Genomic DNA, 14,224 nt, shown 5'->3' on the forward strand with positions numbered 1-14,224 from the left:
AGAACAATCAAACAAACACAACATTAATAACAAAAATCTCAATCACAGGAGTATGGAAATGAAAAAGTGGTTAATGGTAGCAGCACTTGCTGCAACAGCAGCAACTGGAGTAGCACAAGCTAAGGAATGGAAAACTGTGCGCTTCGGTATTGAAGGTGCTTACCCTCCATTTAGCTGGACTGAAGCTGACGGTTCACTAAAAGGTTTTGACGTTGATATGGCAAACGCATTATGTGAAGAGCTTAAGGCGAAGTGTGTGATCGTTCCTCAAGATTGGGATGGCATCATTCCTTCACTATTGGCGCGTAAATATGACGCAATTATCGCAGCAATGTCTATCACGGAAGAGCGTAAGAAGAAAGTTGACTTTACTGGTAAATACGCACAAATCCCTAACAAGTTTATCGCTAAGAAAGGCGCTGGCTTGGACTTTGATAACCTAAATGGTGCGAAAATTGGTGTACAGCGTGCAACTACGCACGACAAGTACCTAACAGATAACTACGGTGACCAAGTGGAAATCGTTCGTTACGGCTCTTTCGATGAAGCATACTTGGACCTAGCAAACGGTCGTATCGTTGCTGTTCTTGGTGATGCATCAGCACTTGAAGAAGGTGTAATCAATAAAGATGGCGGTGACGCGTACGAGTTCGTTGGCCCTTCTTTGACAGATCCTAAGTGGTTTGGTGAAGGTATGGGTATCGCAGTTCGTAAACAAGACAAAGACCTAACTAAGCAACTTGATGCGGCTATCAAATCTCTACGTGAGAAAGGTAAGTATCAAGAGATTGCAGCTAAATACTTCAACTACGATGTATACGGCGACTAATCACTTAGCTTAAATAACGATAAGGGCTTGAGCTAGTCTCAGGCCCTTTTACTAAAAAGCGTGTCACAGGTGTTTTTTAGTATGACTTACCAACAAATTTGCTGTGCTGTTGGAAGGAACTATGCTCGATTTACAAGGATATGAAGCCTCAATATTAAAAGGGGCCGTACTAACCATAGAAGTGGCAATACTTTCGCTATTGCTTGCTATGTTCTTAGGTATGTTAGGCGCGCTCGCTAAGCTTGCTCCCTATAAGTGGGCACGTGCGATAGCGACACTTTACACTACCATTATTCGAGGCATCCCAGATCTCGTTTTAATGATGCTAATCTTCTTTGGCGGACAAATACTGCTCAATAACAGTTTGTACGCCGTCAACGAATGGCTCAACAACTGGTTTATGTCCAGTGACCCGAATCATGAGTGGACTTCATACTTACCTGACTATATTGATGTATCTCCATTCGTTGCAGGGGTATTAACTATCGGATTTATCTTTGGTGCTTACATGGCCGAAACTTTCCGCGGTGCAATCATGGCCGTTGATAAAGGTGAAATGGAAGCAGCGAAGGCCTATGGCATGAGCTCTGTCTTAGCATTTAGACGTATACTTCTACCCCAAATGATTCGACATGCTTTACCGGGGTTTGGCAATAACTGGCTGGTACTTCTTAAGACAACTGCACTAGTCTCCATCATTGGACTAGAAGACATGGTACGCGTGAGTTCATTAGCGGCAGGTTCAACCAAGATGCCATTTACCTTCTATATGTCGGTGGCGATTATCTTCTTACTGTTCACCAGCATCTCAACCGGTTTCTTAAAGCTGGTGGAGCGCAAATTTAGTATTCATGTGAGGTAGATATGGACTTTTCATTGATAGTAGAAAGTTTCCCAGTCTATCTGGACGGCCTTTGGACTACCGCATGGTTGGTGTCGCTAGCCCTTGTGATTGGTTTGTGTGTGGCAATACCTTTAGCGGTAGCTAGAAACAGCACAAATTATTTATTCAGTTTACCATCGTGGGGTTTTATCTATTTCTTCCGTGGTACGCCACTGTTGGTTCAACTTTATTTGATTTACTACGGCATGGACCAATTCTTCCCAGTCAAAGATACGTTGTGGGAAAACGCATGGTTCTGTGCGTTAGTCGCGTTTGTACTTAACACATCAGCGTATACGGCAGAAATTATCCGCGGTGCGATAAATGGCTTACCAAAAGGTGAAGTCGAAGCTGCAAAAGCTTATGGAATGAGTCCTTGGAAGACTTATCGTCGCATTATTTTGCCAAGCGCATTACGCAGAGCCTTACCCGCGTACAGTAACGAAGTTATCTTCATGCTTCACGGTTCGGCGGTAGCTGGTATCGTCACTATTATGGATTTGACCGGTGCTGCTCGCTTAGTGAACTCTCGTTACTATGCGCCATTTGAATCATTCCTGACTGCAGGTTTGTTCTATATGGGACTAACCTTCATTATTCTTTGGGTATTTAAGAAAGCAGAGAAGCGATTCCTAGCGTATATGAGACCACTAGAGTCACAGTGATGTAGTTATTCCTTAAGAAAGAATAATTAGAATTATGATCCCCGATTGTTACGAAAGTGATGATCGGGGATTTTGTTTTTACACTACGCTTTGGGCAGATTCCTGTTCTAGGCAGGAATGACGTTATATTAGCGCACACCAGAGCTTGGTTTAGCCAAACACAGACCAAATTGGCGCGTGATCAGATGGCTTCTCAATGCCACGTAGTTCGTAATCAATACCTGCTTCTGAACACGTTTCAGCAAGACTCTTCGTAGCCAATACCACGTCAATTCGTAGGCCGCGATTATCATCGAAACCGCGAGAGCGGTAATCAAACCATGAGAATTGATCATCGACGTTTGGATGCAGCTGACGGAATGTATCTACGAAGCCCCAGTCGAGTAGAGTCTGTAACCACTCACGTTCAATTGGTTGGAAGGAACACTTACCAGTCTTGAGCCAGCGCTTACGATTTGGTTCACCGATGCCGATATCTAGGTCGATTGGACTGATATTAATGTCACCCATAACGATAAGCTTCTCATCATTACTATGGTGCTCATTCAAGTAGGTCATCAGATCTTTGTAGAAAGCTTCTTTATAAGGAAACTTGGTCTCATGGCTAATGTTATCCCCTTGAGGGAAGTAGCCATTTAACACGGTCACTTTGTCGCCATTAGCATCTTCGAATGTTGCCATGATCATACGTTTTTGATGATCTTCGTTGTCGGTAGGGAACCCTTTATGGACCGAGATAGGCTCCTGCTTGCAAAGCATAGCAACACCATAGTGTGCCTTTTGGCCGTGGAAATAGACTTTATAGCCCATAGCCTCTACCGCTTCTACTGGGAAGGCCTCGTCATGAACTTTGATTTCTTGCAAACCAATGACGTCTGGCTGGTGCTTATCAATCAAAGCTTGAAGTTGATGAAGCCGAGCGCGTAGGCCATTGATATTAAAACTGATGACTTTCATTTCTCACTAATCCTGTGATTTTTATATCAGGGTCAAAATACTAGCATTGAGCATCCTGAACGTACAACGCTTCAGTTGAGGTGAAGATGTAAAAATGATGTAATAAATCGCTAAATAAAAACGACAATACGTCGATAAAAAAACATACTGGCTCACGTTTGCAAAAAGGATGTACTATGCGAACTCTTTCCGTGCAGTGGAAAATCACGGTGTTAGCAGGCTGTTGCTTGCTATTTACTTCCATAGCTTTGATAGGCTTTTCACTCTATAACGCCATCAACAGCCAAAAAGCAATTCAGACACTCAGTTCCGAATCGGTGGTTGAAAAATCACAGGCGTTACTTGAAGCTCGTGCGGATATTAACGCACGAGAAGTCAAAGATTATTTCAATGAAGCGATTTACCGTGCGGAAATGTTGATCGCCAACGCTAAGTTCCAAAAGTATAACGCAGAAGAAAATTTCGTCCCCAGTGAGGATCTGCGAACGGCACTGGATGAAATGATTCGACAGGCCGTTATCGAGTTTCCTTCTATCCAAGGCGCATACTTAGTCTTCAAGCCAAATATGCTTGATGGAGAAGATTCAAACTATGAGGGAGCCGACTATGTTGGTTCTAATGAGCTTGGACAATTTGCGACTTATTGGCAAATCACCGAGACGGGTGAGAATGCCATCCGCACGGTTCTAACTAAGCGTAAGCTTGACGCTTTAGAAGATGGGGAACGCTTCTATTGTCCTCTCGCTACCGAAGCATCGTGTGTCAGTACCCCACGACTCAGTGCCATTGGTGATCAGCAACACCTCACTTCATCGCTATCAATTCCAATTGAAGTCGATAACATGTTAATTGGTTTTTTAGGTATCGACCTTAAACTGACTGAGCTCGCCAATACCGTTATGGAGTCAGATGCCAGCCTCTTTAATGGCAGTGGACACGTGAACATCATCAGCCTCGATGAAAGTGTAATTGCCAGTGACGATTCGAGTATTAAAGTTGGCTCTCCTTATCAAAGTGCCATTTTATCGTCAGAGCAGATTACAGACCTGATGTTTGGAGAAGAAGCTAGCGCTCAATGGAGTGCAGATGGTCAGTGGTTAACGGTATTTAATCCAGTCACTATTGCTAATCAGACATGGGGCGTATTCTTTGATATGCCTCGTAGCAGCGTTCTCAGTGATGCTATTGAGCTTGATAGCATTATCTCTAAGCAGTTAGAAGAAGGAATTGTATTTGAAGTCTTAGTGGGTGCTGGCTTTGTCATTGTAGGGCTCGTCATCATTGCTCTAATGTCGCTACGTCTAGTTAAGCCAATTAGAGAGGTAGTTACTCGCTTAGAGGATATTGCTAGTGGAGAGGGGGACCTAACGCAGCGTTTGGAAGTCCAATCGGGCGATGAGATAGGTCAGCTTGCAGAGCAGTTCAATGCATTTTTAGCAAAATTGCAAACGACGATCCAACAAGTTGCCGTAACCACTGAACGCATTGCTGGTACAGCTGAAAGTGCCAATGCCACAGCGGTTGCGACACGAGAGAGTAGTGAAGCTCAATTTAGAGAAGTTGACCTCGTTGCAACTGCGTCAGAAGAGATGACACAAACGGCGTCACTCGTGGTGCAAAATGCTGAGGTTGCGGTGCAAGCTGCGGCTTCAGCAAATGAGTCTGCTAGCCAAGGTCAGGAAGTCGTTGAACTGTCAGCCAGTGAAATGGTTCGTTTGGTTGAACAGATGAAAGCTACCGTTCCGGTGGTAGAAGAGCTAGCGAAGAACAACACTAATATCACAGAGATCCTCGCGGTAATTGAAGGCATTTCCGAGCAGACTAACTTACTGGCACTCAATGCTGCCATTGAAGCAGCGCGAGCAGGGGAGCAAGGTCGTGGGTTCGCGGTAGTTGCAGATGAGGTTAGAAGTCTAGCAAGTCGTACTCATGATTCGGTCGGCGAAATCCAAGAAGTTATTGAGCGTGTCCAGAAGGGAACACGTGATGTGGTGAGCGCGATTCAAGAAGGGTCACAACTTGCAGATTCTACGGCGACGCATGTTCAGCAAGCCGTGGCAGCACTGAGCAGCATCTTCGAGTCTATCTCTGCGATTAACGATATGAATAGCCAGATTGTTAAGGCAGCAGAAGAGCAGCAATCTGTATCGGCGGAAGTTAATCAAAACGTAAGTAACATTCGTGATTTAAGTGCTCAAATCTTAGAGAAGGCGGGAGACTCAGAAAAAGTGGGCAAAGAAATTAACCAGCTTTCTAGCGAGCAACAAGGGTTGATGAGCCAATTCAAGGTGTAACTGCTCCAACTGAACATAACGGTAATAACAAAAAACGCGACCTAATGGGTCGCGTTTTACTTTAACAATTCAGCGAAGACAGAAGTCAGTGCAGAAAAGACATCATCAAGGAAAAGTTATGACGTTTCTTCCCCATTAACGTGCCCAAACATCTTAGCCGCATAGGCAACGCGCTCTTCTGGAGAAGGGTAGGTGAACGGGTTTGGTTCGCCTAACGATTCGATGTGCTGCAGTCTCGGTAAGATGCCACTTCCATTGGCGATTTGAATCGCAAGACCAGGACGAGCATTAAGCTCCAACACCATTGGCCCTTCTTCCTTATCTAACACCATATCCGTACCCATGTAGCCAAGGCCTGTCATCTCATAAGCACTAGAGGCAAGAGTGAGGAGTCGTTCCCAGTGAGGTACTGCGAGCGTTGCAAGCTCTTTGCCAGTGTCTGGATGGTGAGTTACAGGTTGGTCAAACTGAACCGCTCTAACCGCTTTACCGGTAGCGATATCGATACCAACACCTACTGCACCTTGGTGAAGGTTGGCCTTGCCGTCGGATGCAGATGTAGAAAGACGCATCATCGCCATCACTGGATAACCTTGGAATACGATGATTCGAACGTCAGGAACCCCTTCGTAACTAAAGCCTTCAAAGCAATCATCAAACTTGATGAGGTTTTCGACTACCGCTACATCGTTCTTACCACCTAATGAGAACAGTCCCGCTAGCGCGTTACTGATATGGCGTTCAACGTCTTCTTTGTTAATGGTAGAACCAGATGGTTTGGTGTAGACCCCATCTTTGTGCTCTGTGACTACCAAGATACCTTTACCACCACTGCCTTGAGCAGGCTTAATTACGAATCCTGGCCAGTCTTTGACCATCTCATGGATGGTTTTAACTTCAACTTGGCTTCGAATAACGCCAATCAAGGCTGGCGTGGTTGCGCCAGCTTTCTCTGCGATGATTTTGGTTTTAAGTTTGTCATCAACCAACGGGTATTTAGAACGATCATTGTAGCGACCAATGTAACTATGGTTACGCTGGTTCATACCCATGATACCGCGTTCACGTAACTTAAAAGGACTGGTTAGCTTTCGTAGCATAAATTAGTCCTCCGTTAGAGGTTTGAAACGGCGTAGCTCAGTCAGACGGTAGCCTGTGTAAGTACCTAGCATTAGGATACCGCCAAGGATAACCAATTGCAGACCGATAAAGTTAAACGTCAGATGCTGTACATATGGGTTGGTCATCGCAAGATAAACCAGAACCGCTGTGAGTAGTGAGCCACCACCCTGCAGTACAACCTCTTTCGCGCCTTCCTCTTCCCATAGAATCGACATACGTTCGATTGTCCAAGACAGGATGATCATTGGGAAGAAGGTAATCGACAGACCTTCGGTGAGACCAATCTTGAAGGCAACGACGGTAAAGACTGAAATAATCAAAATAACGGTGATGATAACCGCTGATATCCTGGCAACTAATAGTAAGTTGAGTTTAGATAGATAGCTACGGATCACCAGACCAGTACCCACTATCAGTAAGAAGCCGACAATACCGGTGACTAACTGTGTTTGAACGAATGCTACGGCAATCAGTACTGGCATGAAAGTACCTGAGGTCTTCAGGCCAATCAGTATTCTCAGGAATACAACAATCAAGGCACCAATTGGTATTAGCATGATGGTCTTAAACATGGCTTGCTCTTCGAGAGGCAGGCTATGAATAGAGAAGTTAAGAAGACCGTCAGCATCAACTTTACTGTTTGTTGCTTCTTGAGGGGATACCTCTTGCGAAATCATGGTGAAATGAACTTTACTGTCTTTACCACCGACGACATCAAGCAAAGAGACGTTAGACTCATCCCAAACCAATAGGTTCTGTTGTTTTTTACCTTCGGTTGTTTCCGGAGAGAAAATTTGCCACTTTTTGCCATCCCAAACTTGCAACATTTGTTGGCTGGATTGACGGCGACGACCATCTTCTAATTCAATCACACCGACAACTTTGCTGGGAACATCAGCATACGCTAGAAGCTTAGAGGCTGCTTGCAACTTAGTCATGCTGTTCAGAATGAGCGCCGAGTTTTGGCTATCACCATCGTTCAGTGCTTTGATAAGTTCTCGAGTGAAAGTGATATTGTCAGAAGAGCGAGAGGTGGCGCGTTCTACGAGGGCAATAGCAGCGGCTTCTTCTGGACCATCAAAGGTCGGTTTAATGATTTCTTCTGTAGGAGGTGTCGAGTTAGCGAGCGCTTGGTCATCAACAAGAAATTGAGTTTTGTAGTAGATGGTTTGAGGACCTTGGGCTTGGCGGATTGACCACTCTGCTCGGCGTCCTGCATCAGAATCAACATACGAAACACCGTAACCTGGTGAAGATGCTGACTCTCCAATGAGTGTAAAGCCTTCTTGAGTATAAGGTGCCGCTAAAGAAACTTTGGCGGGCTTGCCAATGGCGTTAAATTCAACTCTAGCTTCGATATCCCAGACTTGGCGAGTTTCACCTGGAGTCCATGGAACGCCGTACGTCTCGTGTCTGATGACACTAAGCGCAATACCTGCGGCAATCAGTAAGCCTACTGATAGGTAAAATGGAATACGTGAAGTCATAAACAACCTTATTATTGTAATTGCTTTCCCTGAAAGTGTTATTCAAAAGAGATTTATTTGTTAGATGAAAGTATATATTGCTGACTTACATCCACTAAAGCAATATCTTTGATAAATTCTCTTCCTAGTAGTATAGGGTGGGTCATTTGCGAGCGATCCGCCAGTGTAAATTGCGCTTTTTCATGGATTTTTCCTACACGGATCCACAATTCAACTACAGCTCTACGTTCCATTTCATCGCTGGTAGATTGGCGTATTTTAACGTATCGGAGTACAGGGGCTTCAATCCAACGTTTTTCCTGCTCTTTAACCTTGTCATTAACGAGGTGAAATTTCACCCATTGCTTCCCATCTCTCTCAAACGCTTGAATATCGGCAGCATTTAATGAAGAGGTTGCTGCTCCAGTATCGACACGCGCATCGAAGGTTTGTTTTAAAACATCGAGTTTTACTTTTTCAACTGAGCCTAAGATTACAGGGCTTGAAATTGAAGGCACAGCAACGATTGCTGGCAGAGGCTTGGAGTCATCAATTTTCTCCAATCCTTCTACTTGATTGTTTTCTAGTACCTTAATTTGTTCATTAAGTGCGATTATTTCAGATTCCAAACTATCGATGTAGTCAGTTTGGTTGCTCAACTGCAGGTCGATATTGGTGAGGCGATTCTCGAGGCGTTGCTCGGATTGCTCGATTGCATTGAGTGTACTTTGGTGAAGTTCTTGGTGATTAATAGTGGAACAGCCGGAAAGTAAACCGATGGCGACAAGTGGTGCCAAGCGTTTGTACATCTTAAACCCTAAAACAGTAAATAATGGAACAGGAAGTGGTATGGATTTTAGCTGATCAATAAGGGAGTTTGATACTCCCTATTGTCAGAGCTCCGTTAGAGTTATAAACGTCATGTCAAAACTCGATAAAGTGAGACGTATACAACACTTGCGATTAATTAATTGCTTGGATTATCAGCAATTAAGATAGCGCGACGAGGAGCAGGGTAGCCCTCGACAGTTTTGCTAGGATCGTTCTGATCTAGATACTCAGGCAACGAGTTATGTGTCATCCATTCGGTAGTGCGTTGCTCACCGATTGTCGTCACGTTCTCATCAACGATACGTACATTTTCAAAGCCAACTTTCTCGAGCCAAACTTTCAGTGCACGTGCTGACGGGAAAAAGTAAACATTGCGCATTTGAGCGTAGCGATCGTGCGGTACTAGGACTGCATTCTCATCACCTTCAATCACCAAGGTTTCTAAAATCAGCTCGCCACCCGGTACCAACTGGTTCTTTAGTTGAATAAGATGATCGAGCGGCGAACGGCGGTGATACAACACACCCATGCTGAATACCGTATCAAACGCTTGCAGTTCTGGAAGCTGTTCAATACCCAGTGGCAGTAAATGAGCGCGTTGGTCGTTGCCCATCATTTTGCGAATCGCTTCAAATTGGACCAAGAATAGGTGTGATGGGTCAATACCCACGCATAGACGTGCGCCTTCACCTAGCATGCGCCACATGTGATAGCCGTTACCACAGCCAACATCCAGCACAGAGCGATTATTTAACGGTGAGATATGTGGAAGCACGCGATCCCATTTCCAATCAGAGCGCCACTCAGTATCAATATGAATGTCATGAACATGGTACGGACCCTTACGCCAAGGGTGGAAAGTACGCAGTAAGCTCTCAAGCTTTTTCATTTCGCCAGTGGGCAGTGGCTCAGAGTTTGAAATAGTTACACTGTCTTTCAGCTCTACGTTATCAGGCTGACCTACATCAATCTTTGCTAGGGCTCTTAACCAACGATCAAAATCGCCATGCTGAGCGTTTTGCCAGTCAGTCAGCTGTTGAGGCAACACATTAAGCCATGGCTGTAGGCGTGTATCTTGAGCAATAAGTTGGTAGAAGTCTGCAAAATTAAACATTGGATTCTCTAATTTTAAACTTAGCGATATCTCGCTAATGGTATATCTAGGTAATGGTCGTAATACGCTATTTAATAGCAAACATAGAGCCGAAGTTGAAACACTGGAACCAAACTTCACAGCTACTAAAACCGATCTCTTCAAAGCGTGCTTTGTGCATTGCAATTGAGTCTGGGCGCATGACGTTCTCAATGGCGCTGCGCTTTTGGCTAATTTCGAGCTCGCTGTAGCCATTGGCGCGTTTGAAGTCATGATGCAAATCGATCAATAGTTCATTGGCGCTTTCGTCTTCGAACACATATTTCTCAGATAAGATCAAAATACCGCCCGGGCGCAAACCCGCGTAGATCTTTTCAAGCAGAGTTCGACGATCCTCTGGAGATAAAAATTGAAGCGTAAAGTTAAGCACCACAACGGATGCGTCGGTGATATCAATATCACGAATATCAGCTTCAACGACACTAACTGGAGTATCAGAGCGGTAAGCGTTCACATGAAGTTTGCAACGCTCAACCATAGCTGGAGAGTTATCGACCGCAATGATTTGGCAACCTTCTTGAGTAATGTTACGACGCATAGATAGCGTAGCAGCGCCCAAGGAACAGCCTAAGTCATAAATAGTGGAGTGAGGCTTTGCAAAGCGTTCAGCCAGCATGCCAATAGCAGAAATAATATTGCTGTAACCCGGCACACTGCGTTGAATCATATCTGGGAAGACTTCCGCTACGCGTTCGTCGAAGGTAAAGTCACCAATTTTGTCGATAGGTGCAGAGAATATCGTATCTTTGTTCTGCATATCATTGTTCCCCATGCGGTCTCACTCAGTCCTAAACTTGGTTCAGCGCTTTGCTAAGTACAAGTTCAGAGGCAATAAAAAAGGCGCGCATTTTACGTTATTCATCAAGAAAAGTCATCCTACGTAACTGTATCGCAACTTGTGTTAGGTCAAATCAGTGAGAGATAGACACGCAGTAATGAATTAGAACATTGAAATTTGATGATCGTCGCGCAATGCTGGAATTGCGTTGAGTGGGGAAAGCGTTGTTTGTAGCGTCGCCAAATGCTGGCTTAGCACTTCATAAAGCTTAATGGCAAGCTCAGGCGCTTCGACATTGTCAGGAGTATGAATCATAACGTAAGGCTGCTTACCTTGTTGAACCCACTCGGCAAGTTTGTTTTCCCAAGGCTTAAAGAAGCGAAGATTTTGTTCCATATCTGGGTGACCAATAAAGCGGATCATTGGATGTTCTGCGGTTGCAATAGCGTGAACAGGTACTTTTGGTTTCTTTTCATGAGCATCGATGACGGCAGGGGTATCCGGCTTGGCCGCGAAAACAGGACGACTATCCATAATAATTCGGTCGATATTTTGCTCCATTAACCATTGGTTAAACCGTCGTTCGTCATCAGATTTATTGAAAAATCCCAAATGGCGAACCTCAACCCCCAACGGCATGTCGCTAGGGAACCACTGGCAAAAAGATTGCAGTGATGCGAGGTGTTCGGGAGCAAAACTGCTCGGAAGCTGAATCGTCCACATACCAATTTTCGAGTGCAGCGGTTCCATAACTTTGAGGAAGTTGTTTAGCTCTGCTCGGCATTGAGTGAGCATTTGCTCGTGGGTGATCTGTTTTGGGAGCTTGAAGGTAAAGCGGAAATCTTCAGGAGTCGCACGATTCCAGCTATCGACAGTAGAATTATTCGGTGTAGCGTAAAAGGTGGTATTGCCTTCCACAGTGTGAAAAACAGATGCATAACGCTCCAAGCGCTCATTTGGCTTGGTACCTTTACCATAGAATGAGTGCTGCCAATCACTGTGTGACCACATGGTTAAACCCAATCTTAACTTAAGCTCGCTCATCATCTTCCCTTGCTTTCGTTTCCATCTATGGCATCTCGTGTATTGACTGTAATGTTCTGGCTTAGATCGTATCAACAGGATTTGTTGATATTTTATCCATTTCAAGAGTTCTAGTGCCGCAACTGGCAATTAAACACAACAATTCTGTCAAATTAGGTCGATTTTAGACGATTTTCCGAGTATAAATGAACCTTTGATTTTATGGGTGTAATGTAAGTTGGCTAGATAATAGTCACTTGCCCATACTATACGTTTCATTATCACTATTGGAAATTGGGAAATTCACTATGCGTAGCCATTACTGTGGTCACCTGAACAAGTCCCTTGCAGGACAAACTGTAGAACTGTGCGGCTGGGTAAACCGTCGCCGAGATTTAGGCGGTCTTATCTTTATCGATATGCGAGATCGTGAAGGTATCGTTCAGGTAGTTGTTGATCCAGACATGGCTGATGCTTACGAAGTGGCAAACCAACTTCGCAACGAATTCTGCATCAAGCTGACTGGTGAAGTTCGTGTTCGTCCAGAAAGCCAAGTTAACAAAGACATGGCAACTGGCGAGGTTGAGATCTTGGCAACTGGCCTTGAAATCATCAACCGCAGTGATGTATTGCCACTAGACTTCAACCAAACCAATACTGAAGAGCAGCGCCTTAAGTATCGTTACATCGATCTTCGTCGTCCAGAAATGAGCGATCGTATTAAGCTGCGCGCTAAAGCATCAAGCTTTGTTCGTCGTTTCCTTGACGACAATGGCTTCCTAGACATCGAAACACCAGTACTAACTAAAGCGACACCAGAAGGTGCACGTGACTACTTAGTGCCTAGCCGTGTTCACAAAGGCTCGTTCTACGCACTACCTCAATCACCACAGCTATTTAAGCAGCTGCTGATGATGTCTGGTTTCGACCGTTACTACCAAATCGTTAAGTGCTTCCGTGATGAAGACTTGCGTGCTGACCGTCAACCTGAATTTACTCAAATCGATATCGAAACTTCTTTTATGTCTGCGGATCAAGTTCGTGAAGTGACAGAAAAAATGGTTCGCGATATGTGGCAAGAGCTATTGAACGTAGACCTAGGTCAGTTCCCAGTTATGCCTTTCTCTGAAGCGATTCGTCGTTTTGGTTCAGATAAGCCAGATCTACGCAACCCGCTTGAGTTAGTAGACATTGCTGATCTACTAAAAGACGTTGAATTCAAAGTGTTCTCAGGCCCAGCTAACGACGAAAAAGGTCGCGTAGCTGTTATCCGTGTACCAGGCGGTGCTTCTCTAACTCGTAAGCAGATTGATGGTTACGCAGAGTACGTTGGTATTTACGGCGCGAAAGGTCTTGCGTGGATGAAGGTTAACGACCGTGCCGCAGGTATGGAAGGTATCCAGTCTCCAGTAGCGAAGTTCCTAAACGAAGAAGTGATCAACGGTATTCTTGAACGCACTGAAGCTGAGTCTGGCGACATCATCCTATTTGGTGCAGACAAAGCGAACACGGTTGCTGAAGCAATGGGCGCACTTCGTCTTAAGATTGGTAAGGATCTTGAGCTTACCGATGAGTCTAAGTGGGCACCACTTTGGGTTGTTGACTTCCCAATGTTCGAAGAAGATGACGAGGGTAACCTACACGCGATGCACCACCCATTCACGTCTCCTTTAGGCATGACTGCGGAAGAGCTAAAAGCGAACCCAGCGGCAGCAAACTCAAACGCGTATGATATGGTTCTAAACGGCTATGAAGTAGGTGGCGGTTCTGTTCGTATCCATAACGCAGAAATGCAAGCAGCAGTATTCGAGATCCTTGGTATTGATGCAGAAGAGCAACGTGAGAAGTTTGGTTTCCTACTAGATGCACTAAAATTTGGTACGCCACCGCACGCAGGCCTTGCATTCGGTCTTGACCGTCTTGTGATGCTACTTTGCGGTACGGAAAACATCCGTGACGTAATCGCATTCCCGAAAACGACCGCAGCAGCTTGTCTACTGACAGATGCACCAAGTGCAGCAAACCCAGCAGCACTTGAAGAGCTAGCGATTGCAGTAACGGCGGCGAAAGAGAAGAAAGACTCTTAAGGTACGACGTGGTTTTTTAGTTAGGTCGCACGCCTTGGGTAGATTCCTGCCTGCGCAGGAATAACACATCAACCTTTGGTGTGCTCAAGCTGTTGTCATCCCTGCGTATGCAGGGACCTTCTAACCGCGAGCACCA

Annotated in this window: 12 protein-coding genes; 5 read left to right on the plus strand and 7 right to left on the minus strand. The window is 45.0% G+C overall.

The annotated features are described in order from the left end of the window. Positions 1-58: 58 nt before the first annotated feature. The 3 genes from HOP38_RS05145 (at position 59) to HOP38_RS05155 (ending at position 2,377) form a co-directional block, all read left to right on the plus strand. Positions 59-829, plus strand: a complete 771-nt coding sequence (locus HOP38_RS05145) for an ABC transporter substrate-binding protein (protein WP_031494603.1) — start codon at positions 59-61, stop codon at positions 827-829. A gap of 121 nt (positions 830-950) precedes the next feature. Further along, positions 951-1,691: an ABC transporter permease gene (locus HOP38_RS05150; RefSeq protein ID WP_006075029.1), complete on the plus strand. Its 741-nt coding sequence runs from the start codon at positions 951-953 to the stop codon at positions 1,689-1,691. 2 nt (positions 1,692-1,693) lie between these two features. After that, positions 1,694-2,377: an ABC transporter permease gene (locus HOP38_RS05155; RefSeq protein WP_006075030.1), complete on the plus strand. Its 684-nt coding sequence runs from the start codon at positions 1,694-1,696 to the stop codon at positions 2,375-2,377. Positions 2,378-2,527: 150 nt separating this feature from the next. Here the strand turns inward: HOP38_RS05155 and xthA are convergent, their stop codons facing one another. Next, positions 2,528-3,334: an exodeoxyribonuclease III gene (gene xthA / locus HOP38_RS05160; protein WP_198557582.1), complete on the minus strand. Its 807-nt coding sequence runs from the start codon at positions 3,332-3,334 to the stop codon at positions 2,528-2,530. A 176-nt stretch (positions 3,335-3,510) separates the two neighbouring features. On the opposite strand from xthA, the gene HOP38_RS05165 reads away from it, so the two are divergent. Continuing rightward, entirely contained in the window at positions 3,511-5,628 is a 2,118-nt protein-coding gene (locus HOP38_RS05165; RefSeq protein WP_198557583.1) for a methyl-accepting chemotaxis protein, read from the plus strand. A gap of 116 nt (positions 5,629-5,744) precedes the next feature. On the opposite strand, the gene HOP38_RS05170 is transcribed toward HOP38_RS05165, so the two are convergent. The 6 genes from HOP38_RS05170 to HOP38_RS05195 form a co-directional block, all read right to left on the minus strand. After that, on the minus strand, positions 5,745-6,728 hold the full coding sequence (locus tag HOP38_RS05170; RefSeq protein WP_006075033.1) for an alpha-L-glutamate ligase-like protein: 984 nt from the start codon (positions 6,726-6,728) through the stop codon (positions 5,745-5,747). Between the two features lie 3 nt (positions 6,729-6,731). Next, positions 6,732-8,237, minus strand: coding sequence for an inactive transglutaminase family protein (locus HOP38_RS05175; RefSeq protein WP_006075034.1), 1,506 nt, complete (start codon positions 8,235-8,237; stop codon positions 6,732-6,734). A gap of 53 nt (positions 8,238-8,290) precedes the next feature. Beyond that, positions 8,291-9,025, minus strand: a complete 735-nt coding sequence (locus HOP38_RS05180; RefSeq protein WP_006075035.1) for an ATP-dependent zinc protease family protein — start codon at positions 9,023-9,025, stop codon at positions 8,291-8,293. 158 nt (positions 9,026-9,183) lie between these two features. Next, complete coding sequence (gene cmoB / locus HOP38_RS05185; RefSeq protein ID WP_198557584.1) at positions 9,184-10,161, minus strand: tRNA 5-methoxyuridine(34)/uridine 5-oxyacetic acid(34) synthase CmoB; 978 nt, start codon at positions 10,159-10,161, stop codon at positions 9,184-9,186. Positions 10,162-10,228: 67 nt separating this feature from the next. Beyond that, positions 10,229-10,957, minus strand: coding sequence for a carboxy-S-adenosyl-L-methionine synthase CmoA (gene cmoA, locus HOP38_RS05190; RefSeq protein WP_006075038.1), 729 nt, complete (start codon positions 10,955-10,957; stop codon positions 10,229-10,231). A gap of 183 nt (positions 10,958-11,140) precedes the next feature. After that, complete coding sequence (locus tag HOP38_RS05195) at positions 11,141-12,022, minus strand: DUF72 domain-containing protein (RefSeq protein WP_038223187.1); 882 nt, start codon at positions 12,020-12,022, stop codon at positions 11,141-11,143. A 287-nt stretch (positions 12,023-12,309) separates the two neighbouring features. Here HOP38_RS05195 and aspS point away from each other — a divergent pair, with 287 nt between their 5' ends. Next, entirely contained in the window at positions 12,310-14,088 is a 1,779-nt protein-coding gene (gene aspS / locus HOP38_RS05200; protein ID WP_124940907.1) for an aspartate--tRNA ligase, read from the plus strand. Positions 14,089-14,224 lie beyond the last annotated feature (136 nt).

Origin of the sequence: Vibrio mediterranei (assembly GCF_013364395.1) — a bacterium.
GTDB classification, from domain to species: Bacteria; Pseudomonadota; Gammaproteobacteria; order Enterobacterales; family Vibrionaceae; genus Vibrio; species Vibrio mediterranei.

Excerpts from the sequence above, each read along its gene's own strand:
- HOP38_RS05170 (WP_006075033.1), bottom strand. The coding sequence starts at position 6,728 with ATGCTACGAAAGCTAACCAGTCCTTTTAAGTTACGTGAACGCGGTATC.
- HOP38_RS05180 (WP_006075035.1), bottom strand. The coding sequence starts at position 9,025 with ATGTACAAACGCTTGGCACCACTTGTCGCCATCGGTTTACTTTCCGGC.
- cmoB (WP_198557584.1), bottom strand. The coding sequence starts at position 10,161 with ATGTTTAATTTTGCAGACTTCTACCAACTTATTGCTCAAGATACACGC.
- xthA (WP_198557582.1), bottom strand. The coding sequence starts at position 3,334 with ATGAAAGTCATCAGTTTTAATATCAATGGCCTACGCGCTCGGCTTCAT.
- HOP38_RS05165 (WP_198557583.1), top strand. The coding sequence starts at position 3,511 with ATGCGAACTCTTTCCGTGCAGTGGAAAATCACGGTGTTAGCAGGCTGT.
- HOP38_RS05150 (WP_006075029.1), top strand. The coding sequence starts at position 951 with ATGCTCGATTTACAAGGATATGAAGCCTCAATATTAAAAGGGGCCGTA.
- aspS (WP_124940907.1), top strand. The coding sequence starts at position 12,310 with ATGCGTAGCCATTACTGTGGTCACCTGAACAAGTCCCTTGCAGGACAA.
- cmoA (WP_006075038.1), bottom strand. The coding sequence starts at position 10,957 with ATGCAGAACAAAGATACGATATTCTCTGCACCTATCGACAAAATTGGT.
- HOP38_RS05155 (WP_006075030.1), top strand. The coding sequence starts at position 1,694 with ATGGACTTTTCATTGATAGTAGAAAGTTTCCCAGTCTATCTGGACGGC.
- HOP38_RS05175 (WP_006075034.1), bottom strand. The coding sequence starts at position 8,237 with ATGACTTCACGTATTCCATTTTACCTATCAGTAGGCTTACTGATTGCC.
- HOP38_RS05145 (WP_031494603.1), top strand. The coding sequence starts at position 59 with ATGAAAAAGTGGTTAATGGTAGCAGCACTTGCTGCAACAGCAGCAACT.
- HOP38_RS05195 (WP_038223187.1), bottom strand. The coding sequence starts at position 12,022 with ATGAGCGAGCTTAAGTTAAGATTGGGTTTAACCATGTGGTCACACAGT.